14 protein-coding genes are annotated in these 21,457 nt (G+C 73.1%); 4 read left to right on the top strand and 10 right to left on the bottom strand.

Features of this window, described 5'->3' with window-relative positions:
* Positions 1 to 2: 2 nt before the first annotated feature.
* The 5 genes from ACZ6ZR_RS19720 to ACZ6ZR_RS19700 form a co-directional block, all read right to left on the bottom strand.
* Positions 3 to 665 carry a deoxynucleoside kinase gene (locus tag ACZ6ZR_RS19720; protein ID WP_465643974.1) on the bottom strand — a complete coding sequence of 221 codons (663 nt, stop codon included), beginning with the start codon at positions 663 to 665 and terminating at the stop codon, positions 3 to 5.
* A 165-nt stretch (positions 666 to 830) separates the two neighbouring features.
* Positions 831 to 1,601, bottom strand: a complete 771-nt coding sequence (locus ACZ6ZR_RS19715; protein WP_465643972.1) for an SDR family NAD(P)-dependent oxidoreductase — start codon at positions 1,599 to 1,601, stop codon at positions 831 to 833.
* A 112-nt stretch (positions 1,602 to 1,713) separates the two neighbouring features.
* Positions 1,714 to 4,521 carry a glycosyl hydrolase family 95 catalytic domain-containing protein gene (locus ACZ6ZR_RS19710; protein WP_465643970.1) on the bottom strand — a complete coding sequence of 936 codons (2,808 nt, stop codon included), beginning with the start codon at positions 4,519 to 4,521 and terminating at the stop codon, positions 1,714 to 1,716.
* A 349-nt stretch (positions 4,522 to 4,870) separates the two neighbouring features.
* Positions 4,871 to 7,396, bottom strand: coding sequence for an ATP-binding protein (locus ACZ6ZR_RS19705; RefSeq protein WP_465643968.1), 2,526 nt, complete (start codon positions 7,394 to 7,396; stop codon positions 4,871 to 4,873).
* Positions 7,393 to 7,779, bottom strand: coding sequence for a hypothetical protein (locus tag ACZ6ZR_RS19700; protein ID WP_465643966.1), 387 nt, complete (start codon positions 7,777 to 7,779; stop codon positions 7,393 to 7,395). The genes ACZ6ZR_RS19705 and ACZ6ZR_RS19700 overlap by 4 nt, the downstream gene beginning before the upstream one ends.
* 416 nt (positions 7,780 to 8,195) lie before the next feature.
* On the opposite strand from ACZ6ZR_RS19700, the gene ACZ6ZR_RS19695 reads away from it, so the two are divergent.
* Genes ACZ6ZR_RS19695 through ACZ6ZR_RS19685 form a run of 3 tightly spaced genes read left to right on the top strand, consistent with a single transcriptional unit; the run spans position 8,196 to position 15,373 of the window.
* Entirely contained in the window at positions 8,196 to 10,199 is a 2,004-nt protein-coding gene (locus tag ACZ6ZR_RS19695; RefSeq protein ID WP_465643964.1) for an RICIN domain-containing protein, read from the top strand.
* 59 nt (positions 10,200 to 10,258) lie between these two features.
* The gene (locus ACZ6ZR_RS19690; RefSeq protein WP_465643962.1) at positions 10,259 to 14,854 is read left to right on the top strand and encodes a polymorphic toxin-type HINT domain-containing protein; all 4,596 of its coding nucleotides are present in this window, start codon (positions 10,259 to 10,261) and stop codon (positions 14,852 to 14,854) included.
* A 9-nt stretch (positions 14,855 to 14,863) separates the two neighbouring features.
* Entirely contained in the window at positions 14,864 to 15,373 is a 510-nt protein-coding gene (locus ACZ6ZR_RS19685) for a hypothetical protein (RefSeq protein WP_465643960.1), read from the top strand.
* On the opposite strand, the gene ACZ6ZR_RS19680 is transcribed toward ACZ6ZR_RS19685, so the two are convergent.
* The 3 genes from ACZ6ZR_RS19680 to ACZ6ZR_RS19670 form a co-directional block, all read right to left on the bottom strand.
* Positions 15,327 to 16,658 (bottom strand): MFS transporter, encoded by a 1,332-nt coding sequence (locus ACZ6ZR_RS19680; protein WP_465643959.1) that lies wholly within the window; start codon positions 16,656 to 16,658, stop codon positions 15,327 to 15,329. The two genes, ACZ6ZR_RS19685 and ACZ6ZR_RS19680, sit on opposite strands and share 47 nt — an antisense overlap.
* A complete protein-coding gene (locus ACZ6ZR_RS19675; protein ID WP_465643957.1) occupies positions 16,655 to 17,284 on the bottom strand; it encodes a helix-turn-helix domain-containing protein in 630 nt (209 codons plus the stop codon). The genes ACZ6ZR_RS19680 and ACZ6ZR_RS19675 overlap by 4 nt, the downstream gene beginning before the upstream one ends.
* Before the next feature lie 64 nt (positions 17,285 to 17,348).
* Positions 17,349 to 18,557 (bottom strand): hypothetical protein, encoded by a 1,209-nt coding sequence (locus tag ACZ6ZR_RS19670; protein WP_465643955.1) that lies wholly within the window; start codon positions 18,555 to 18,557, stop codon positions 17,349 to 17,351.
* Positions 18,558 to 18,660: 103 nt separating this feature from the next.
* Between ACZ6ZR_RS19670 and ACZ6ZR_RS19665 the strand changes: the two genes are divergently transcribed.
* Complete coding sequence (locus tag ACZ6ZR_RS19665) at positions 18,661 to 19,338, top strand: NAD(P)H-binding protein (protein ID WP_465643954.1); 678 nt, start codon at positions 18,661 to 18,663, stop codon at positions 19,336 to 19,338.
* A 43-nt stretch (positions 19,339 to 19,381) separates the two neighbouring features.
* Here the strand turns inward: ACZ6ZR_RS19665 and ACZ6ZR_RS19660 are convergent, their stop codons facing one another.
* Together ACZ6ZR_RS19660 and ACZ6ZR_RS19655 are read right to left on the bottom strand one after the other, a co-directional pair.
* Positions 19,382 to 20,401 (bottom strand): TolB family protein, encoded by a 1,020-nt coding sequence (locus tag ACZ6ZR_RS19660; protein WP_465643952.1) that lies wholly within the window; start codon positions 20,399 to 20,401, stop codon positions 19,382 to 19,384.
* A 79-nt stretch (positions 20,402 to 20,480) separates the two neighbouring features.
* Entirely contained in the window at positions 20,481 to 21,380 is a 900-nt protein-coding gene (locus tag ACZ6ZR_RS19655; protein ID WP_465643950.1) for an alkaline phosphatase family protein, read from the bottom strand.
* Between the last annotated feature and the right edge of the window lie 77 nt (positions 21,381 to 21,457).

Raw genomic sequence — 21,457 nt, 5'->3', positions numbered from 1 at the left:
GGTCAGACGGGCTGACGGACCGCCGCGAGGGCGTCCTTCACCTGCTGGGCGACCCGGGCGGCGTCCTCCGGGACGTGCACCACGTCGGTGTCGTTCATGTCGATGATCAGCACCTCGCTCGCCGAGTAGTGCTTGTTGACCCAGTCGTCGTACCCGGACCAGAGCGTCCGGTAGTACTCCACCAGGCTCTCGTCCTGCTCGAAGTCGCGCCCGCGCAGCCCGATCCGGTGCAGCACCGTCTCGAAGTCCGCCTTCAGGTAGACCATCAGGTCCGGCGCCTTGCGGTACGGCAGGCCGTCGATCTCGCGCATCATCTCGGCGAGCAGGCCCTCGTAGACCTGCATCTCCAGCGAGCTGATCCGGCCCAGGTCGTGGTTGACCTTGGCGAAGTACCAGTCCTCGTAGATGGAGCGGTCGAGGACGTTGTCGCCCTGCTTGTACGCCTCCTTGATCGCGGCGAACCGCGTCTGCAGGAAGTACAGCTGCAGCAGGAACGGGTACCGGTTGGCCTGGATCTCCTCGGGGCTCGCCGTGTAGAAGAGCGGCAGGATCGGGTTCTCGTCCACGCTCTCGTAGAAGACCTCGCTGCCGAGCTCCTTGGCGAGCAGCTCGGCCACGCTGGTCTTGCCGATGCCGATCATGCCTCCGACGCAGATCACTGGCATTCCTCACTTCTCCCTGGGGGTGCTTAACGGGGCCCCTCAGGGCCGAGGTCCCGTACCACGCCGTGCTGTACCGCGTCGCTGGGGCAAGCGAGAATCATACGTGCCCGCGCGGACCGGTCGGAGCCGGGGGACCCGCCCCCGCCGCAGGGCGGCCGACCGGGCCGATCAGGTCCTCAGGTAGGAGGCCCCGTTGAGGTCGAGGACGGTGCCGGAGGACCACTCCGCCTCCGGGGAGGCGAGCCAGCGGACGGCGGCCGCGATCTCCTCCGGGGTGCCGGCCCGGCCGAACGGGCTCTGGGCCCGGATGGCTTCGCCCTCGGGGCCGTCGAGCCGGGCGGCGACGCGCTCGGTGGCGAAGAAGCCCGGCGCGACGGAGGAGACTGCGATGCCGTGCGGGGCGAGCGCGACGGCCAGCGACTGGCCGAGCGCGTGGACGGCGGCCTTGGTGGCGCCGTAGGCGGGGTGGTCGGGCTCGCCCCGGAAGGCGCCGCGCGAACCGATGTTGACGATCCGTCCGCCGCCGCCCTGGTCGATCATGTGCCGGGCCGCCAGGTGGCTGAGGTGGGCGGTGGCCAGCAGGTTCACCGAGACGTGCTGCTGCCAGGCGGCGACCCACTCCTCGTACGCGGTGCGGGCCGGCGGGTGCGGGGTGTTCACCGCCGCGTTGTTCACCAGCACGTCGATCCCGCCGAGCGCCTCCGCCGCCGCGCCCGCCGCCGCCGCCCCGGCCCCCGCCGGATCGGTGAGGTCGCCGCCGACCAGCACGTGCCCGGTGCCGTCGAGCGACTCCAGGGTGGCCCGGGCCTCCTCCACCCGGGAGCCGTAGTGCACGGCCACCCGGTCCCCGTTGGCGGCGAAGACGCGGGCGAGCGCGCGGCCCAGACCCCGGGAGGCGCCGCTGATCAGGACACGGCGGCCGGTGGCGGGAAAGGTCATGACGGTGCTCCTCGCAGGACGTCCGGCGCGGCCGCTCCGGACGGCCGCTCGATCACCAGCAGTCTGCTACACCGCCGGCGCGGACCTGACGGGCCGTCGGGGGCGGCGCGGTTCAGGCCCGTTCGAGGCGCCAGTGCTGGGAGGTCCCCGCGGTGTCGGTCTGCTGCTGGAGGCCCGCGGAGTCCGCGGTCGAGCCGCCGGCCACCCCGAGCACCAGGCCGCTGCGCACGCTGACCACCTTCACGTACCCGCCGCCCGCGTCCACCAGCCGCCACTGCTGGTTGGTGCCCTGCCCCGGGGTCCACTGGACGACGGGGGTGCCGCTCGCGGTGCCACCGCCCTGCACGTCCATCGCCAGGCCGGAGGCGGCGTTGACCAACTGCCAGGCACCGGCGCCGATCGGGACGGTGCGCCAGCGCTGGTTGGCGGCGGTGGTGCGGGGCCACTGGATCAGGGCGGTGCCGTTGGTGGTGGAGGAGCCGGGGACGTCCACGGCCTTGCCGCTCAGCCGGTTGACCAGCCGGGCGGAGGGCGGGACGGCCAGCGGGTCGGGGGTGAGGGTGACGGTGCCGCCGGGCGCGAGCGTGACGTCCCGGCTCCAGACGCCGACCCGGACGGTGGTCGCGGTACCGCCCCGGCTGCGCAGCGTCAGGGTGGTGACCTGCCCGTCGCGCCAGGCGAAGTCCACGGTGAACCCGCCGCGCGCACCCGCTCCGGTGACCGAGCCGGAGGCGGCCCAGGCGTTCGGCAGTGCGGGCAGCAGCTCGACCAGGCCCGGGCGGGAGTGCACCAGCATCTCGACCATGGCCGCCGGGGTGCCGAAGTTGGCGTCGATCTGAAAGGTGGAGCGGTTGCCGAAGCTGTACATGTCGAAGAGGTTGATCCCGCTGCCGTTGGAGAAGTCGACCGAGGGCCTCATCACGGTGGTCACCAACTGGTAGGCGCGGTCGGCGTCGTGGAGCCGGGCCCAGCACAGCGCGCGCCAGGCGGTGGCCCAGCCGTAGCTCTGCATGCCCCGTGCGGTCAGCAGCTTGGTGGCCCCGGACAGCAGGTCGGTCGGGGTGGTGTCGGGGTCGATCCGGTCGCCGGGGAACAGGCCCACCAGCGGGGAGAGGTGACGGTGCGTCGTCTCGCCGAGGTTGGCGTCGGTCATCCACTCCTGCAGCCAGCCGGTGGTGGCGCTCACCTTGGGGAGGTGGAGGCGGCCCTGGAGGTCGGCCACGGTGGCGGCGAAGGCCTGGTCCAGCCCGAGCGCGGCCGCCGCCGCCCGGTAGTTGCGGAACAGCTGCCAGACCAGCTCCTGGGCGTAGGTGATGCCCCGGGCGTCGGTCGGCCCGTGCTCGGCCGACCAGTCGTGGTCGTCCACCAGCACCTGGCGCCCGGTGCCGGGCTCGGTCACGGTGACCAGGCGGGCCTGCCAGAACTCGCAGGCGCCCTTGAGCAGCGGGTAGACCTTCGCGAGGTAGGCGGCGTCGAGGGTGAACTCGTAGTGCTCGTAGAGGGAGTTGGAGAGCCAGGCACTGCCGGTCGGTGACCACCACCAGCCGCTGCCGCCCCAGATGTTGGTGGAGATGCCGACCGTCCAGCCGGCCACCCGGCCCGAGGTGTTCCGGAAGCCGTTGCGCGGGTCCTGGAAGAGCTTGAGGGTGGAGTCCCGCCAGGCGGGGTACTGGCTGACGCAGTAGTCCGCGAAGGCCTCGAAGCACTCCGGCAGGCCGGCCCGGTCGGGCAGCCAGTAGTTCATCTGGACGTTGATGTCGGTGTGGTAGTCGCTCATCCAGTCGGGCGCGTTGGTGTTGAGCCAGAGCCCCTGGAGGTTGGCGGGCAGGCCCGTGCGGGAACCGGCGATGGTCAGGTAGCGGCCGAACTGGAGGTAGGCGGCCTCCAGTTCGGGGTCCGGGGCGGCGCCGGCGGCCGCCCGGGCGGTCAGCCGGGCGGGGGTGTCCAGGGCCCGCTGGGCGGCGGTGGAGGAGCCGAGGTCCACCGTCATGCCCTGCTGGAGGCGCTGGAAGTCGGCGGCGTGGGTGGCCAGGAGGGAAGCCCCGGGGACTGCGGCGGCCGCGGCGGCGACGGTGCGCGCGACGGCCAGCGGATCGCGGCTGGCGTCGCGGTAACCGGCTGCCGCGGCCGCGTAGTCGGTGCCGCCGCTGATCAGCAGCAGCACCTCCGAGCAGCCGTCGAAGACCACCTTGCCGCCGGTGGCGGAGACGCTTCCACCGGTGCCGACGGCCCGCAGGACGGTGGCGTAGCGCAGCCCGTTGGGCAGAGTGGCGGTGAAGGAGACCGAGGCGGTGGCGGGGTCGGTGGTCACGGCCTCGCCCCGGGTGGGGGTCAGGGTGAGGCTGCCGGTGTACGTGCCGCCCCCGCTCTGGGTGAGCCGGACCACGATCAGGTCGTCGGGGTGGCTGGCGAACACCTCGCGGCGGTGTGCGGCCGCCCCGAGCCGGTAGGAGACGGTGGCCAGGCCGTTGGAGAGGTCCAGCCGGCGCTGGTAGCCGGTGACGGCGGAGGCGGTGTGGGCGGGCAGGTCGAGGTAGGCCCGCGCGAGCTGCCCCATGGTGCCGAAGTCCGAGGTGCCGTAGGGGAATTGACCGTCGGAGCCGAGGGTGGTGTTCGGCCCGCCGGTCCACAGCGAGGAGTCGGCCAGGTGGAAGGCCTCGCGTGAGGGGTCCCCGGTGACCAGCGCGCCGATCCGGCCGTTGCCCACCGGCAGGCCCTGCTCCAGGATCAGCGCCTCGGTGCCGGGGGTGGCGTATCGCAGCGCCGTCGCCTGGGCGTCGGGCACCAGCGCGAGCGCGGGCCGTTCCGAACTCGCCGCCGTGGCACGGGGGATGAACTCCGGCAGCGAGGCGAGTGCCAGGGCCGGGCCGAGGGCCAGGGCCGTGCGGAGGATGCCGCGGCGGGTGGGGTGGGGGCTCATGGGGGTGTCCTGTCCTCGCGCCGGATCTGATCGAATCTGTTTGTTTGGACCGCTAAAACAACACAATCGCGCGCGGCTGATGCTCCCACCGGCTCCTCGGGGCGCGCAAGGTCCCGGACCGGCCGTTCTGTCGTGCCGCCCGTCCTCAGCCGCGCGCGGCCGCCACGTCACCCATCGCCGCCGCCGTCGACGCCCTCCTGACGGCCGCCCAGGCGGCGGGCACCCCGCTCGACCTCGTCGGCCACCCCAGCGGTGGCCACGCCTTCGACGTCGCGGACCCCACCCCCGCCTCCCGCCACGCCGTCACCGCCGCCCACACGGCGGTGCTGCGCCACCTGCTGACGGAGGGTCAGGACTCGATGGGGGCGGACAGCAGCTCCTCGTAGCGCCGGCTCCTGGCCTCGTCGCCCAGCCCGGCTGCGGCCTCGCGGGCCATCTCCAGGGCGGCCGCTCGGCGTGGCTCGGAGGGTTGGCGGTGCAGGGAGAGGAACGCCTCGGCATGGTCGAGGGTCTCCTGGTGGCGGCCCGCCTCCTCGTACCCGGTCGCCAGGTTGAAGTGAAGCTCCGCGCGGCCCTTGATCCATCCGTGGCGGTTCATGATCTCAAGCGCACGTAGGGCCGACCGCGCGGCTTCGTCATCCCGCCCGAGACCGAAGAGCACGGTCGATCTGCCGCCCAGGCTCTGGGACAGCCGCTGTTCGTCGCCCAGCTCGGTGAAGACGGCGACCGCCTCGTCGATGAAGGGGAGCGCCTCCTCGGGCCGGCCGAGGACGGTGAGGATGCCGGCCACGTTCGACCTGGCCAGTGCCTCGCCGAGGTGGTGTCCGAGCCGATGGCAGAGCGCGATGTCCTCCAGGTGCTTGCCGAGGGCCTCCTCGTGCCTCCCCTGGTAATGGAACGTCACGGCCAGGTCGTTGAGGACCATGCTCTCCTTGTAGCGGTTTCCGATCTGCCGGAAGATTTCGAGGGCCCTGAGCTGGTACTGCTCGGCGGTCGCCGCGTCGTCGATGTCGAGGAGGGTCAGCGCCAGCGTGTTGAGCGCTTCGGCCGTGCCCGGCGCGTCCTGCACCTCCTCGCAGATCCGCAGATCATTGCGGAAGTACTCGATGGCTGTGCCGAAGTCCCCCTGCTCCCGGTGGACGGTGCCCAGGTTGAACAGCACCTTGCTGGCCTGGTGCCGGTTGCCGAGCTGCTCCCAGAGCCGCAGGCTCCGCTCCAAGAGCGGACGAGCACGCACCGTGTCGCCGAGGTCCATGTGGAGACTGCCCACGAGGTTGACCGCGTCGGCGAGCAGCCCCGGGGCGTTCAGGTCCTCCGCCTGGGCGCTGACCTCCTGGGCCACCTCGAGGGCGGTCCGGAACTCCCGGCGGGCACGCGCGAGGTTGGCCCGCTGCATGAGGAACACGGCGCGGAGACGGGGATTGCTCACTGCCTCGGCGGCCTCGGTGCCGACCGTGATCGACTCTGCCCACTCGCGCCAGTGGCCGGTCACCTCGTAGACCCCCGCCAGTGCGGCGGCGAAGCCGACGGTACTTTCGGCATCCGCCAGCGGGAGCAGCCGCCGTGCGGCGGAGATCGCGCCGGAGCGGTTCTCCTCGGCCCAGCAGGCAGCGTCCTCCGCCGTGTGGATCTCACTGGTCGGGTCCTGCGTGAGCACCGGGGGAAGAGGAATTCCGTTGAGGAGGTGCAGTGCCTTGCCGGCCGAGCGGAGGTACCAGTCGTACATTCGCTGTGCGGCGGCGGAGGCCAACGCGGGTTTCTTATCGGCGAGTTGCTCCCTCGAGTACAGGCGGAGCAGGTCGTGGAGCCGGTAGCGCCCGTCCCTGGGGGCGGGTTCGACGAGGTTTGCCTCGGCCAGCTTGCGGAGTTCCCTGGCCGCCTGACGCGGGCCGCGGTCGGTAAGGGCGGCGCAGATGCCGGGGCCGAAGTCCTCGCCCGGTACCTGGGAGAGGTGACGGAAGGTGCTCCGGGCAGCCTTGTTGAGCTTGCGGTAGGAGAGGCCGAAGGCCGCACGGACCGTCAGATCGCCGGCTTCCAGGGCCTCCAGGCGCTCGTGTTCGTCGCGCAGCTCGCGGACCAGGGCCGCAGTGCTCAGCCGGGGGTTGGTCACCAGACGGTTGGCGGTGATCCGCAGGGCCAGCGGGAGCCCGCCGCAGTGGCCGACCACCTCCTCGGCGGCGGGCAGGTCGTGGTCGATCCGCTCGGCGCCGCAGACCTGCCGGAGGAAGCGCAGGGCCGTCCCGGGGGAGAAGGTGTCCAGGTCGAGTCGGTGCGCACCCTCCAGGCCGACCAGCCGGCTGCGGCTGGTGATCAGCACCAGCGCCCCGCCGCCCCCGGGCGGGAGCAGCGGGCGGACCTGCTGCTCCTCCGCGGCGTTGTCGAGCACCAGCAGCGTGCGGCGGCCGGCCAGGGCCAGCCGGTATATGTCGAGCAACTGGTCCGGATCGCCCGGGAGTTCGGCCTGCGGGGTGCCGAGGGCGAGCAGGAACCGGGCCATCACGTCCTCCGGCGCGGCCGGACGGTCGGCCATGCCGCGCAGGTCGGCGTAGAGCCGGCCGTCGGGGAAGTCGCCGTCCGGGTGGTGTGCCAGGTGCAGCGCGAGGGCGGTCTTGCCGACGCCCGGCTTGCCGGAGATCACCACCACCCGGTCCGCCCCCACCACGTCGGCCCCCACCGGGCCGAGGATCCGGGCGATCTCCTCCTCCCGCCCGGTGAAGTCCGCCGGCTGCGGCGGCAGCGTCCGGGGGAGGGCCGGGGCCCGCTCCGGTGCGGGGTAGACGTGGAACACCGGGTTGGTGAGGATCGGCCCGTGGGCGTCCCCGCCGATCGCGACGGCGCTCGCCCCGTCGGCCCGGACTCTCGGTGCTGGCCTCACTCCGTGACGTCGGTCTCGATCGGGCCCTCCGCGTCCTTGCCCACCGCCACCGAACCCGGCTCGGTGGCGGAGACCCCGCCCCGGGGCGGCACGGCGCCGGAGGCCGAGGCGGCCACGCCCTTCACCTTCGTGCGCAAGGTGCCACTACTGGTGCCGCCGACCGCGATCGACCCCGGCCCGGACGCGGTCACGGGCACCGCAGCGTCCGCCGAGGACGTCGTCAGGTACACCTGCAGACCCACCCCGATCAGCACCGACACCGCCAGCGCGACCCACCACCCCGCACCGGCGTCGTCGGTGACCACATTGGTCGCGTACCCGGACACCGCACCGACCACGACCGTCGTGGCCGCAGCGATCGAACGGCGCACAACCGTCGTCATCCTGCCCCTCCCCACTGCCCCGCCCGTTGGCACGGGCCTTCCCCATTTCTACCAGCCACCACCGACACCAGCCGGGTGACGTGGCGTCAGAACCCTTGCCCTGGCGGCGTGGGGCGCTCGCGCGTGCGCCCCCCATCGTCGACGCCTTCCCGGCGGCGGCTCAGGCCGTCACCGCCGCCCACGCGGCGGTCCTGCGCCACCTCCTGGCCTGACCCCAGCGGGGCCCGCCCCGGGCGAACAGTGGATGTCGTCTTCCCCGGTGCCCTTTACGTGTACACGGTCAGTCGATAGCTTCCCTCTGGCAATCTTGCTCAGCCGCGGGGGGCGCGTGAGTGCTCCTCCGGCATGTCGTCTTCCGGGGGGAACGCGTGCGGACGAGTCGAACGTGGGCCTGGCCTCTGGCCGTGGCCATGGCCATGGCCGCAGCACTGGCGCTGCCGGCCGTCGCCGGATCGGTGCCGGCCGCCGCCGTGGCGGAGACCGCGCCGTCGGCGGTGGAGGGGTACGGGTATCCGGGGGCGGCCCGGATCCTCGAACAGCAGCACGTGAGGTTGAAGTCGGGCGACGGCAACATCCTGCTGGCCGACTGCTCCTCGCAGGGCAGCCTGCTGGAGGTCTTCAGCCGTAGCCTCGACCCGGGCCCGGCCAAGATCTGCCTCCGGGTCGCCGGCCCCACCGGGTACCTGGCGTTGGAGCTGCCGCAGGTCTACAGCATCAAGGGCGACGACCACACCGTCAGAGCCACCCTGAGCGCCAACGGCGCGACCACGGGCGTCGACATCCGGAAGAATTACTACACCCCCGTCGGGGAGGGCGCCTCCTCCGACGGCACCACCCTGCTCGAACTGACCGCCACAGACGGGCCGGTGGCGGCCCCGACCCCGGTCGGAGCCGCTCCGTCCGCGGTCGCCACGGTCACCGTCGGCCGGCCCGGCCTCCCGGGTGCGCACCGCTGTACCGCCACGCTGGTCGCGCCGCAGTGGCTGTTGTCGGCGGCCGGCTGCTTCACCGACCAGCCCGACCGGCCCGACGGGGCCGCCACCGCGAACGCCGTCCTCCCCGGTGCGCCCCGGCAGCCGAGCACCGCAGCCGTCAACGGCCGCAGCATCGAGGTCGTCGAGCTCGTCCCCCGTTCCGGCCGCGACCTCGTCCTGGCCCGCCTCGCCGAGTCCGTCGCGACCGTCACCCCCGTCGCCGTCGCCACCACGGCACCGGCCACGGGCGAGGACCTCCGCGTGGTCGGCCTCGGTCGCACCGCAACGGAGTGGCTGCCGAAGCTGCCGCACACCTCGGCCTTCACCACGGGTGCGGTCGCCGCCACGGGCCTCGACCTCGCGGCCAAGACCTCGGCCGACCGGGTCTGCCAAGGCGATGCCGGCGCCCCACTACTGCGCGGGACGGACGGTGCGACCCAGCTGGTCGGTGTCATCTCCCTTTCCTGGCAGGCGGGTTGTCTCGGCGCCGACCCCGCTGAGACCCGCACCGGGGCGCACGCCGATCGGGCGGACGACCTGGCGGCATGGGTGAGCACCACCACCTCGGCGGGGCCGTATCTGCTGGCGAACACCGTGACGGGGAAGTGTGTGGACGTTCCGGATCTGGGTCCGGGGTGGATCGGTGCGCCGGTGGGTCAGTACACCTGTGTGGGGTCGTCGGTGGACAACCAGCTCTTCTACTGGGAGGGCGACGGGAGTGGGCAGTTCGTCATCCGTAATGCGAAGGACGGTCTCTGTCTGGATGTTCATGACCGGGGTGTGGTGGAACTCGGTTCGTTGGTCAACGAGTACACCTGTGACGGGACTTCGGCGGACAACCAGCTCTTCAAGCGGGTGCCCCGGCCGAGCGGTGGTGGGTGGATCGTGAACGTGAAGAGCGGTCTGTGCCTCGACGTCTCCGGGGTGCGCACGGGTGGCGACGGTGCCCGGCTGACGCTCTACACCTGCAGCGACGAGGACGACCACATCTGGACGACGGTCACGGCGGCGGGGCCGTATTTGCTGGCGAACACCGTGACGGGGAAGTGTGTGGACGTTCCGGATCTGGGTCCGGGGTGGATCGGTGCGCCGGTGGGTCAGTACACCTGTGTGGGGTCGTCGGTGGACAACCAGCTCTTCTACTGGGAGGGCGACGGGAGTGGGCAGTTCGTCATCCGTAATGCGAAGGACGGTCTCTGTCTGGATGTTCATGACCGGGGTGTGGTGGAACTCGGTTCGTTGGTCAACGAGTACACCTGTGACGGGACTTCGGCGGACAACCAGCTCTTCAAGCGGGTGCCCCGGCCGAGCGGTGGTGGGTGGATCGTGAACGTGAAGAGCGGTCTGTGCCTCGACGTCTCCGGGGTGCGCACGGGTGGCGACGGTGCCCGGCTGACGCTCTACACCTGCAGCGACGAGGACGACCACGCCTGGCAGCTGCTCTGAGCGCTGCCCGGAACCAGCGCGTCAACTGACCCCGTACGTCGGTGTGTTCTGGAGGATGCATGCGCAAGCTTCGCAGGTCGGTCCGGTGGCGAACGGCACTGCCGGGTGCGGTCGGGGCGGTGCCCGCCGCGGCCGCGGAGGCGGTGCCACCGTCGGCGGTGGAACGGTACGCGTACCCGGACCGGAACAGAGGGACCGTCAGGCGGCGGCTGGCCGCCGGCCTGGCGGCCGGAGGCCTGCTCACCGGCCTGCTGACGGTGCCGGCCGTCGCGGACACCGCACCGCCGACCGGACCGGTCGCCGAGCGGGTGGCCGCCGTCGCGGCCTGGACCTCCGGCGGTCCGGCGGTGCGGCGGGCCGCCGAGTCGGCGCTCGTCGGGTCGGACGCGGAGGTGCGGGCCTTCGTGGCCACCGGCCGGGCCGCCGCCGCGGAGCAGGACCTGCGGGCCAGGGTGGAGGAACTGGTCGCCGTCTCCGGCCCGGGCATCCGCTCGGCGGCGGCCGCCGCGCTGGCGGTGGGCGGCGCGGCCGCGGTCCAGGCCTTCGTGGACGGGGGTTACAAGAGCGCGTTCGAACACGACCAGCGGGTGCTGCTCTCGCAGATCCAGGCGGCCGGCGGCCCCGGGGTCCAGGACGCGGCGAACAAGGCGATGGCCGGTTCGTCGGCGGACGTAACGGCCTTCCTCGACGAGGGCCAGTACACCGCCCGGGAGCACGACGACCGGGTGAAGCTGACCCAGCTCCAGTCCTCGGGCGGCCCCGAGGTGCGGAAGGCCGCCAACGCCGCCATGGCCGGCGGCGTCGAGGACGTCCGGGACTTCCTGCACTACGGGTGGCAGACCGCTGCCGCGCACGACCAGGAGACCCTGACGGTCGCTCAGCTCGCCGACCTGACCAGGAACGCCTCGGACCGGGCCGGCGAGCAGGCCAGGACCGCGCAGGACGCGGCCGGCAAGGCGCTGGCCGCGACCGCACTCGCCAAGCAGGCCTCCGAGCGAGCCGCCGAGGAGACCAGGCTCGCCCAGGGCGAGGCGTCGAAGGCCTCCAACGCGGCGGGCCGGGCCGCGTCGGCCGCGTCCCGGGCCGCCGCGGCCGCGCAGACCGCCTCCTCCGCCGCCGCGGCGGCCAACGAGGCGGCTCTCCAAGCCGCGAACGCCGCCGCTGACGCGGCGAAGGCCGCGGCCCTGGCCGGCGAAGCGGCCACGAAGGCCCAGAGCGCTGCCGCGGCCGCCGCCGGTGACGCGAGCAAGGCGGCCGCCGCCCGCGACGCCGCCGTGACCGCTCGGAAGGCGGCCACCGAGGCCCGGACGGCGGGCGAGGCCGCGCAGTGGGCCGGGCGTGCCGCGCAACAGGCGAAGCTGGCCGCTGAGGCGGCGAGCTCCGCCAGTGCCAACGCCGACGCGGCCGCCGAGGCCTCCGTCGAGGCCTCCAGGCAGTCCGGGGTCTCCGAGGAGGCGGCCAACCGGGCCCGCGAGGAGGCCACCAAGGCCAAGGCCGCCGCCGCCGAAGCCCGGCGCGCGGCCGCCGCCACCACCCGGATCGCCAACGAGGCCGCCGCCGCCGCGGCCGAGGCCCAGCGCGCCGCCAACGCCGCCGCCGCCCACGCCGAGGCCGCGGCGGCCGCTGCCGACACCGCTGCCCTGCACGCCGGCGAAGCGGCGAGCGCCGCGAGCACCGCCCAGGCGGCCGCCGCCGAATCGGCCGCCGCCGCAGACTCCGCAGCGAGTTCCGCCGCCCAGGCCCACAAGATCGCCGACATCGCGCGGGCCGGTGACCAGGAGCGGTTGGACGCCCAGCAGGCCGTCCAGTTCGCCGAGGCCCAGCAGGCCGCGCGGGAGGAGGAGGCCAAGGCCAGGAAGGCGGTCTGGGAGGCGGGCAAGGCGTCCGCGCTCGCGGCCGACACCGAGCGGCTGCTCGCGGAGGCCACCACGGCCGGCGTGGCGCAGCCGGTCGCGGTGGCCAAGGGACGGCAGGCCGCCGTGCGGCTCCTGGAGGCCGGTGGGCCGTGGACCGCGGCCGCCGCACAGGGCGCGCTGGAGGGCACGGAGGCCGAGGTCCTCGCCTTCCTGGGCAGCGGTCTGGCCCTGGCCAGGGAACGTGACGACCGCTCAGCCGTGGTCGCTGCCGCCCAGGGTTCCACCAAGTTGGAGAAGCGCCTCGCCGCCGAGGCCGCCGCGGTCGGCACCGCCGTCCAGGTCCGTGACTTCCTGGCCACCGGTGCCTACCCCGGCCAGGAGCACGACGCCCGCGTCCTGCTCTCGCAGATCCAGGCGTCCGGGGGGCCCGGCGTGCAGGAGGCGGCCAACCGGGCGATGGCCGGGACCCACGCCGACGTCCGGGCCTTCCTGACCACGGGTCAGTTCACCGCCCGGGAGCAGGACGACCGGGTCCTGGTCAACCAGGCGCTCGCCTCGGGCGGCCCCGAGGTCAAGGCCGCCGCCCAGGCCGCCCTGGCCGGCCCGGCCTCCGGCTTGGTGCCGTTCCTGCAGAGCGGCCTGCCCAAGGCCCGCCAGCGCGACGCCCTGACGGCGGCCCACGTCGCGACCGTCAACTCCTACCTGGCCGACATCGACGGCAAGGTGGCCACCGCCCGCCAGTACGCGGCCGAGGCGGCCCGGTCCTACGCCACCGCCCGGGGCGCCTCCGACGAGGCCAACGGCCATGCGGAACGGGCACGTTCCTCTGCCGACCAGGCGGCCGATTGGGCCGCCAAGGCCGCCGAGTCCGCCCGCCGGGCCCAGGCGTCCGCCGAGCAGGCGGCGGCCTACGCCCGGCAGGCCAGGTCCGCCGCGGCCGGTGCCGACGCCGCGGTCCGAAGGGCCGACGCGTCGGTCCTGGCCGCCGCGGGGTCCGCCCTCCGGGCCAAGGAGTACGCCCACGACGCCAAGGATGCCGCAGCCCGTGCCGGCGCCTCCGCCCTCGAAGCCGGCAAGAGCAGGGACGAGGCGGAGCAGGCCGCCCGGGACGCCGCCGCGCAGGTCGCCACGAAGCAGCAGACCGAAGCGGCCGAGAGCAAGATGCAGGGCGACACGGTCGTGGTCGACGACAACGGCCGGGTCTCCTACGTCGAGGCGGTGCCGCGTGGAGAGCTGAGCCAGGAGGTCGTCAAGTCCGACGAAGGGCGCTGCAGCAAGGGCAGGAGCGGGACGCTGGCCGACTGGTGGACCGACGACAACTTCCACAAGAACGCGGCCGGCGTCAGCGTCTGCGACGTCACCTACACCATCAGGGTCACCGGCACCATCGACTACGTCCTGAGGACCTGCCCGGAGCCCGGTCTCTCGATCGCCGCCTGTCAGGGCAGGTTCAGCGTCTGGGACACCCTCGTCATCAGCAGCCAGCAGCTCGACAAGGTGGAGTTCACCACCGTCGTGGAGATGACCGAGGAGCAGTACTCCAAGGTCGAGGTCCGCTGTACACGAGGCCAGTGCAGCTCACGGTCCGTCAACATCTTCACCCTCTTCGCCGGTGACTTCATCCAGTGCTTCAAGGACCCCGGGTTCAACTCGCACTGCGCCTGGGCCGGGTCGAACTTCATTCCGTACGGGACCCTCTTCAAGGGCGTCAAGGCCGTCACGGCCTTCCGCTTCGCCGTCGAGACGGGGGTCGGCCTCGACCAGGCCAAGCTGGCACTGCAGGCCACGCTCAACGGCTACGGCGACGCGGCCCGGCTCAAGCTGCTCGCCACCGCCGACGCCGTCGGTGCCTTCCGGCGTTCGCTCGTCGACGGGGTCGGTACGAAGGAGGCCCTCGCGGCGCTGCGGGTGGACCCCGACGCGGCCAGGATGATCAAGAAGTTCGAGGACGAGGCCAAGGTCGCGGATCTGGTCCGACGGGCCTGCAACAAGACCAACAGCTTCCCGGCGGGGGCCACCGTGCTGATGGCCGACGGCACGAGCCGGCCGATCGAGGAGGTCAGGGTCGGCGACCGCGTGACGGCGACCGATCCGCTGTCGGGCGTGACCGGGGCGCAGACGGTCGAGGCCACGATTTACACCCCCGACGACCGTGACTTCACCGAGCTCACGATCGCTCCGGCGGCCGGGGTCACCGGGAGGATCACCTCGACCGCGCACCACCGCTACTGGTCGGAGAGCAGCCGTGCGTGGCGTTACGCGACCGACCTCGCGGCCGGTGACACCGTCCGGTCCTCCGACGGACGGGCGGTCCGGATCTTCGCGGTCCGTAGCTGGACCGACCTCCGGCCCGCGTACAACCTCACCGTCGGCACCGTCCACACCTACTACGTCCTCGCCGGTGTCACCCCGGTGCTGGTGCACAACGAGGAGGACCCGAACTGCGGGCTCGACCTCGCCAAGCTCGTCATCGACGACCCGCACATCAAGGAAGGTCACACCCCTGAGGGGACCAACCTCGACGTGACCAAGACCGAGTACCTGCCGAACACGACGCCGGCCGATCGGGCCGCGTTCATCCGCACCGTCCTCTCCAAGGGCAAGCAGGTCTTCGACACTCCGAACGTCAACGGCGAGGTCTGGGAGTTCAAGTTCCTCGACGCGGAGGGCAACCCCATGGTGGTCGGCAAGACCAGGAACGCGGACCCGAACAGGGTCAAGGACCTGTACACGATCCGGGTGTACGTTGACCCGGAGACACTGAAGATCCGGAACGCCTTTCCAGTCGAGCGGCCGTAGGAGGCGGAAGTGACCGAGATCGAGTACCTCCGGACGGGCCCCTACGTGGAGCAGGGCCGGGAGCACCGGGAGGGGGCCGACCTCTTGACGGTGAGCCGGGCGGACCTGCGCTGGTACTACTTCCTGTCCGATCTGTCCTTCGAGGTCGGTGGAGTCGACCTGAGTCCGCCGTGGTCGTGGACTCCCGCCCTCGACTTCGCGTGGCAACTACGGCTTGTCCTGGGCTACTTGGACGCCGGAGCGGAATCGGCGATCGGTTTCACCGAGAACGCCGAGCTGATCCGGTTCGTGCCCGACGGCGGGCGGGTCCGGGTGTCCGCGACCTACACGGATTCGACGGCGCACTGCTCGCTGCCCGAGCTGAGGAGCGCATGGGAGGCCTTCGTGGACGCGTTGTCGGCCGAACTCGGCGCGGCCCACCCGGAACTGACGGCCAACCCGGTGCTGGCGGAACTCCGGCAGCCGGCCCGGCCTACGGAGACACCCGGGCCGTCGGCCCGTCGGTGGCCGCCGAGGTAGGTGCCGAGGCGCGCTCGGTTCCCGTCCAGAGCAGTGCTCCGGCGAGCAGGAGGCCGGCTGCGGCGAGCCAGGGGAGGGGGCCGGAGGGGAGGTGGCCGACGGCCAGGGACGTTGTGGCGCCCGCGAGTTGGAGGGCGAGGGACTGGACGGAGAGGACGGTGGCGCGGGTGCGGTCGGGGATGCGGTGATGGAGCAGGTCGCTCTCGTTGGGGCCGGCCGCGCCGAGGCCGAGGTAGACCAGGAGGTATCCGAGGCCGCCGAGGGCTAGGGCGGGGGCGCCGGTGGCGGCGGCGGTGAGGCCGAGGAGGGCGAGGCCGGCCGCGCCGACCGCCAGGCCGAGAAACACGGCCCGCTCGCCGCTGCCCGCCAACCGGGCGGTGAGCGGGGCGAGTTGGCTGCCGAGGGCGGAGCAGATGAACCCGGCGCAGGCCAGCGCGGCGTAGAGCACGGCGCCGGAGGCCGAGCCCCCGGTGAGATCGGCCGCGCGGCCGGGTGTGAGTAGTTCGAGGGCGGACAGGGCCCCGCCGGCGGCGGCCGTGCCGAGGAGGACCCGGCGCACCAGGGCGTCACGGCGGCCGAGGCGCAGGCCGGTCCGGACGGTGGCGGGTACGTCGCGGAGTGCGTCGCGCAGCGTGGCGGGCGGCCGGGCCGACTCGGGCAGGGCGGTGAGCACGTACAGGACGAAGCCGAGCGTGACCAGACATCCCGTCAGGGGCGGGACGGAGAGCGGCAGCAGTAGGCCTCCGGTGGCCCGGGTGAGGGCGGCGCCGGGGTTGGTGCCGAGGCCGAGGGCCCAGGGGATCGCCCCGCCGAGCAGGGTGCCGAGGGCGAGTGCGGCCGAGGTGGCGGTGCTGCCCCGGGCCAGGCCGGTGCGCAGGTCGGCGTCGGGGCCGTCGGCGGCCCGGGCGGTGTCGACGTACCACGCCTCCACCGAACCGGAGAAGAGCGCCCGGGCGGCGCCCATCAGCACCATGCCCAGGGCGAGCGGCCAGGGGCCGGTGCCGAGGGCGAGCAGGGCGAGGGCGCCGGTGCTCAGCAGACCGGCCGAGGCCAGGACGCCGCGGCGGCCGAGGACGTCGGAGAGGCCGCCGGTGGGGAGTTCGAGCAGGGCGGTGGTGATCGAGTACCCGGCGAGCAGCAGGGTGACGGTGGCCAGCGGGAGGCCGCGCGAGGTGAGCAGCAGGATCAGCGGCGCGACGGTGAGTCCGACCGGGAGCCAGAGCAGGGCGCAGGTGGTGACGTAGCGTCGGCGGGCGGTCCGGGCGTCGAGCGGACGGCCGCTCACGCCGGACTACCCACGTCGTGCGGGGACTGCGGGGACTGCGGGGGCTGCGGGGCCAGCGGCAGGGTGGCGGCGAGGACGACGACCTGGGTGGCCGTCGGGTCCTCGGCGTCACGGGCCGTCAGTTCCGTGACCTTGCTCTCCAGGGTCCGCCAGAGCTCGGCGACGGACTCGGGGGTGAGGCGCGGCAGCCAGTCGCCGATTCCGTCGGCGCCGGCCCACTCCGGGCCCAGCCGCCCGTCCTCCGCCTCGGCTTCGAAGCGGGCCAAGGAGCGTGCCAGGTGGTCGAGTTGGCTGCGCCGGAGGGCGCTGCCCACCGCCCGGTTGGCGGGGGAGGAGGCCAGTGCCGCGGAGTACCAGGAGGTGAGTGCGTGGACGGCCTGCCAGCGGCGTTCGCGCCCGTCGCGGTGCTCGGCCTCGCGGACGAAGGCGTGCTTGGCGAGTACCCGGAGGTGGTAGCTGGCGGAGGCGGAGGACTCCCCGGTGACGGCGGCGAGTTCGCTCGCGGTGGCGGGGCCGTCCTGCCGGAGCAGGCCGAGCAGGCGGATCCGCAGGGGGTGGGTGAGCGCTTTGAGGGCGTCCGCGTCCCGTTCGGGGTCGAGCACCCGGGCCCGGTCGTCGTTCTCCATACCGGCAGCGTAGGACGGGCCCGGGGCTTTGCCAAAGAGTTTTTGCAAAAAAATCTTGGGAAAGTCATGCGCCCAGCCGGGCCCCGGCGGCGGCGCGCACCGCCGGCTCCTCCATCGGGTCGTCACGGAGCACGGCGAGCCGCTCGCGCACTTCGGGGCTGTCCGGCGCGTGGGTGATGCCGAGCAGCCTGGCGCGGTCCTCGCAGTCCCAGAGCGAGAACGTGTACACCCGGGGCAGGCTGTTCGCCTCGGGGTCGACGGCCGCCAGCGCCTCCAGGTAGGCGGCCCGCTCGTACGAGTGCGGGGTGCGCAGCCAGAACCACCGCAGGTCCGCCACCGCGGCGGCCGCCTCCGGGCCGAACCTGGCCAGCCGGCGGGCTGTCAGATTCGGCCCGCACCAGGCGCGGGCCGCCCGCTGCTCGGCGAGCTGGGCCACCAGGTGCGGGATCACCTCGGGGCCCAGGTGGTCCGCCAGGACGTCGGCGCCGAGCCGGGCCAGCCACGGCCGCTCGTCGCAGATCCAGCGCCGCGCCGCCGGCACGGCCAGCGGGCCGTGGTGGTCGACGGCCTGCCAGAGCAGGGGGAGGGGGCGCAGGCCGTCCGGGGTGGTGAGGGAGGGGACGAGCGCGAGCAGTTCCTCCGCCGGTTCCCGGCAGGCGAGTTCGCGCAGGGCGTCTGTCTTCCCGTCGGCCCCGGGGGTGGCGAGCAGGGCGAGGAGTTCGGCGTCGGTCCGGCCGGTGAGGTCGAGCGGGGCCGGCCGTGTGCCGTACCCCCGGGTCGGGATGCCGAAGCTGGCCCACGGCTCGGTCAGCCAGAGCTGCTCCGGGTGCCGGGCGATCCGTTCCCGCGCCACCTCGCCGAGGTCCTCCCACCACTCGGGCGGCCACCGTTCGGCGAGGGATTCCAGCACGTGCACCCAGTGGGTGCCCGCGCGGACGTAGCGGCGGAGCGCGTCCCGGGCCTGTTCGTCGCCGCCGAGGGCGAGCAACTCCAGGACGGCGGACGCCCGGTCGGTCCGGTCCTGGTCATCGTCCTCATGGAGGAGATCGAGGACGGGCGTGAGCGGGAGCGTCAGATCGCGGACCAGGCGGGCGAGGTAGAGCGCGCGCTCGTCCACGGAGTCCCAGCGCCAGTCGCGGCGGATGCCGTCCAGGACCAGCGGCGCGGCGGCCTCGGGCTGCTCCAGGGCGGCCATGGCGCCGTGGCCGTGGCCGCGTTGCAGCAGGCCGGCCAGTGAGTTGACGGGACGGTAGTTCATCGTGTCGTCGGTCATCGCCCGGCACGATGCCAGGCCGGCCCGGCCGGTCGCCACGGGATTACCGGCCGCCGGGCACCCGAGCGGGCAGACTGGGGGCCACCGACTCGGAAGGAACCCCGTGAACGTACTCCTCTTCGGCGCCACCGGCATGGTGGGGCAGGGCGTGCTGCGTGAGTGCCTGCTCGACGACCGGGTGACCGGCGTGCGGGCGGTCGTGCGGGGGCCGCTGGAGGTGAGCCATCCCAAGCTGAGCACGCTGGTGCATGCGGACTTCGCCGATTTCACGGCGTTGGAGCGGGAATTCGAGGACGTGGACGCCTGCTTCTTCTGCCTGGGCGTCACCTCCGCCGGCAAGGGCGAGGAGGAGTACCGCCGGATCACGTACGACTTCACCCTTGCCGCCGCCCGGGCCCTGCCCGCGAAGGCGGAGCCCCCGCTGACCTTCGTCTACGTCTCCGGCGAGGGCACCGACAGCACCGAACAGGGCCGCCTGATGTGGGCCCGGGTGAAGGGCCGCACCGAGAACGAGCTGCTGGCGATGGACTTCCACGCCTACATGTTCCGCCCGGGATTCATCCGCGCCATGCACGGCGAGACCTCCCGCACCCCGGCCTACCGACGCCTCTACCCGGTGCTCGCGCCGCTCTTCCCCCTGCTGTACCGCCTCGCCCCGGGCCGGGTGACCACCACCGAGAACATCGCCCGCGCCATGCTCGCGGTGACGGGCTGGAACGGCAGGGGCCCGCACGTCCTGCGCAGTCCGGAGATCAACCGGGCCGCGCAGGGAGGGGCCTGACACCGGGTCGGAGACCCGACGCACACGCCCGGCTGAGGGCGCGTCAGCGCAGGTAGGCCGGGGCTACGGCGGAGACCGCCAGGGTGGTGGGGGCGCCGGTGCCGTCGGCGGGGACGGTCCAGAGGTCGGCGCCGTACTCGCCGGGGAGGGAGTAGACGAGGGTGGAGCCGTCGGCCCAGAGGGCCTGGTCGTCGATGTTGCGCTGTTCGGCGGTGGCGGTCTCGGCCATGGTGGCGAGGTCGAGGACGTACAGGCGCCACGGGGCGTCGGGGGAGGCGCCGGGGACGCGCTTCTTGTAGGCGATCCGGGTGCCGTCGGGGGAGAGGGAGGGGCACTCGACGTTCTGGTGCAGGGAGGTGAGGGTGCGGGCGGTGAGGTCGCCGCGGACCAGGTGGGTGGTGCCGCCGGTGGCGACGGTGGCGTAGAAGGTGGTGTCGTCGGCGAAGGTGACGCCCCAGACGTTGAGGTCGGAGGCGCGCTGGGGGTGGCCGTCGACCAGGAAGGCGAAGTCCTCCAGGCTGGACTCGTAGCGCCAGTCCCGGGTGTCGACGATCGCCGTCCGGGTGGAGAAGTTGCTGCCCGCGTAGGAGTCGCCGCTGACGAAGACGGTCCAGGCGGCCAGCCGGCCGGAGGGGGAGACCCGGGCCCGGGAGGGGATGCCGGCTGCCGGGAAGCTGCGGAGCTCGCGGAGGTGGTCGTCGAGGAGGACGGCGCGGTAGGTGTCGTCCAGCGCGCCGTGCACGGCCTGGAGGCAGATGCCGGTACCGGCGGCGGCGTGGAAGCGCAGGCACTTGAGGCCGGAGGAGGTCCTGGTCCCGGTGGGCTCGCCGGCCGGGACGGTGACGATCTCGTCGCGGTGCGGGCCCCAGGCGAGGTTGCGGAAGAGCAGCTGCCCCCGGCCACCGCCCAGGGCGACGGAGCCCGGGCGCACGGGCGGGCCGCCCACCTGCTCCTGGTCCTTGCGGTCCGCGCGGTCGGCGGCGTAGAGGACGGCTCCGGTGCCGACCCCGCCGAGCAGCAGGACGGCGGACAGGAGGACGAGCAGGCGGGTGGTGCGCGTCATGCGGGTGACACCTCGTCAGTGGCCGGTGGTGCGTGGGGATGCCGCCCCGGGTGGGCGCCCGGGGCGGCGGGACGGGGCGTCAGCTCCAGATGCCCGAGATGGTGGTGGCGGTCGCGGCGTTGCCCGCGTGGGTGGTCAGGCCCGCCAGGTCCTCCAGGGTGCGCAGCACGCTGTAGTGGTTGTAGGTGCTGGCGGTGGAGCTGCCCGGGGTGACGTGCTCGCCGTAGAACACGGTCGGGATGCGGTTGCCGGAGAGGCGGTTGTCCTCGTCGAAGGTGACGACCAGCATCGAGTTGTGGGTCTTCGCCCAAGTGGCGTACGCGCCGAGCTTGTTCTGGATCCAGCTGTCACCGGTGCCGACCGAGCAGTCGTGCATGTCGTTGCACAGGTCCGGCACCACGAAGGAGACCTTCGGCAGGGTGGTGTAGTCGCTCGGGAACTGCGTCATGGTGAGCGCGGTGTTGGTCGGCACGTTGGAGAAGCCGAACCACGGGTTGTGCTTCTGCGCGTACTTGCCGCTGGAACAGGTGGTGGAGCCCTGGGACGGCAGGCCCTCGTTGTAGCTCTTCCAGGTCTTGCCGGCGGCGATCAGCTCGGAGGCCAGGTTCGCGGCCGAGATCGAGCCGACGCCCACGCAACTGTCGTCCGTGCGGCCCTGGTTGGAGCCGGAGAACAGCATGTAGTAGTTCGGCTCGGACGGGTGGGTCAGACCGAAGGACTGGGTGAGGTTGGCGCCGCCCGCCTTCAGGGTGTTGTTGATGTACGGCGCGCTGGAGCTGCCGATGACCTGGGTGTAGGCGTGGTTCTCCATCACCACCACCACGATGTGGTCGGGGGCGGGGAGCGTGGCCGCCTGGGCGGCGGTGCCGGTGGCGGCCCAGACGCCGAGCGAACCGGCGGCGAGCGCGACGGCGCTTCCGATGGCGGTGAGGGTGCGACGGTTGCGCTTGGGGTTCTGCTGGACCTGAGGGGCAGTCATGGCCGTCCTCCTGGTGAGGGGGTGACAGTGCACGGGGGGTGAGCGGGCGTAACCCTAGGGCGCTGCAGTTGACGCGT

Source organism: Kitasatospora sp. NPDC088742, from assembly GCF_055584905.1.
This window is presented reverse-complemented; position numbering and strand designations above follow the sequence as displayed.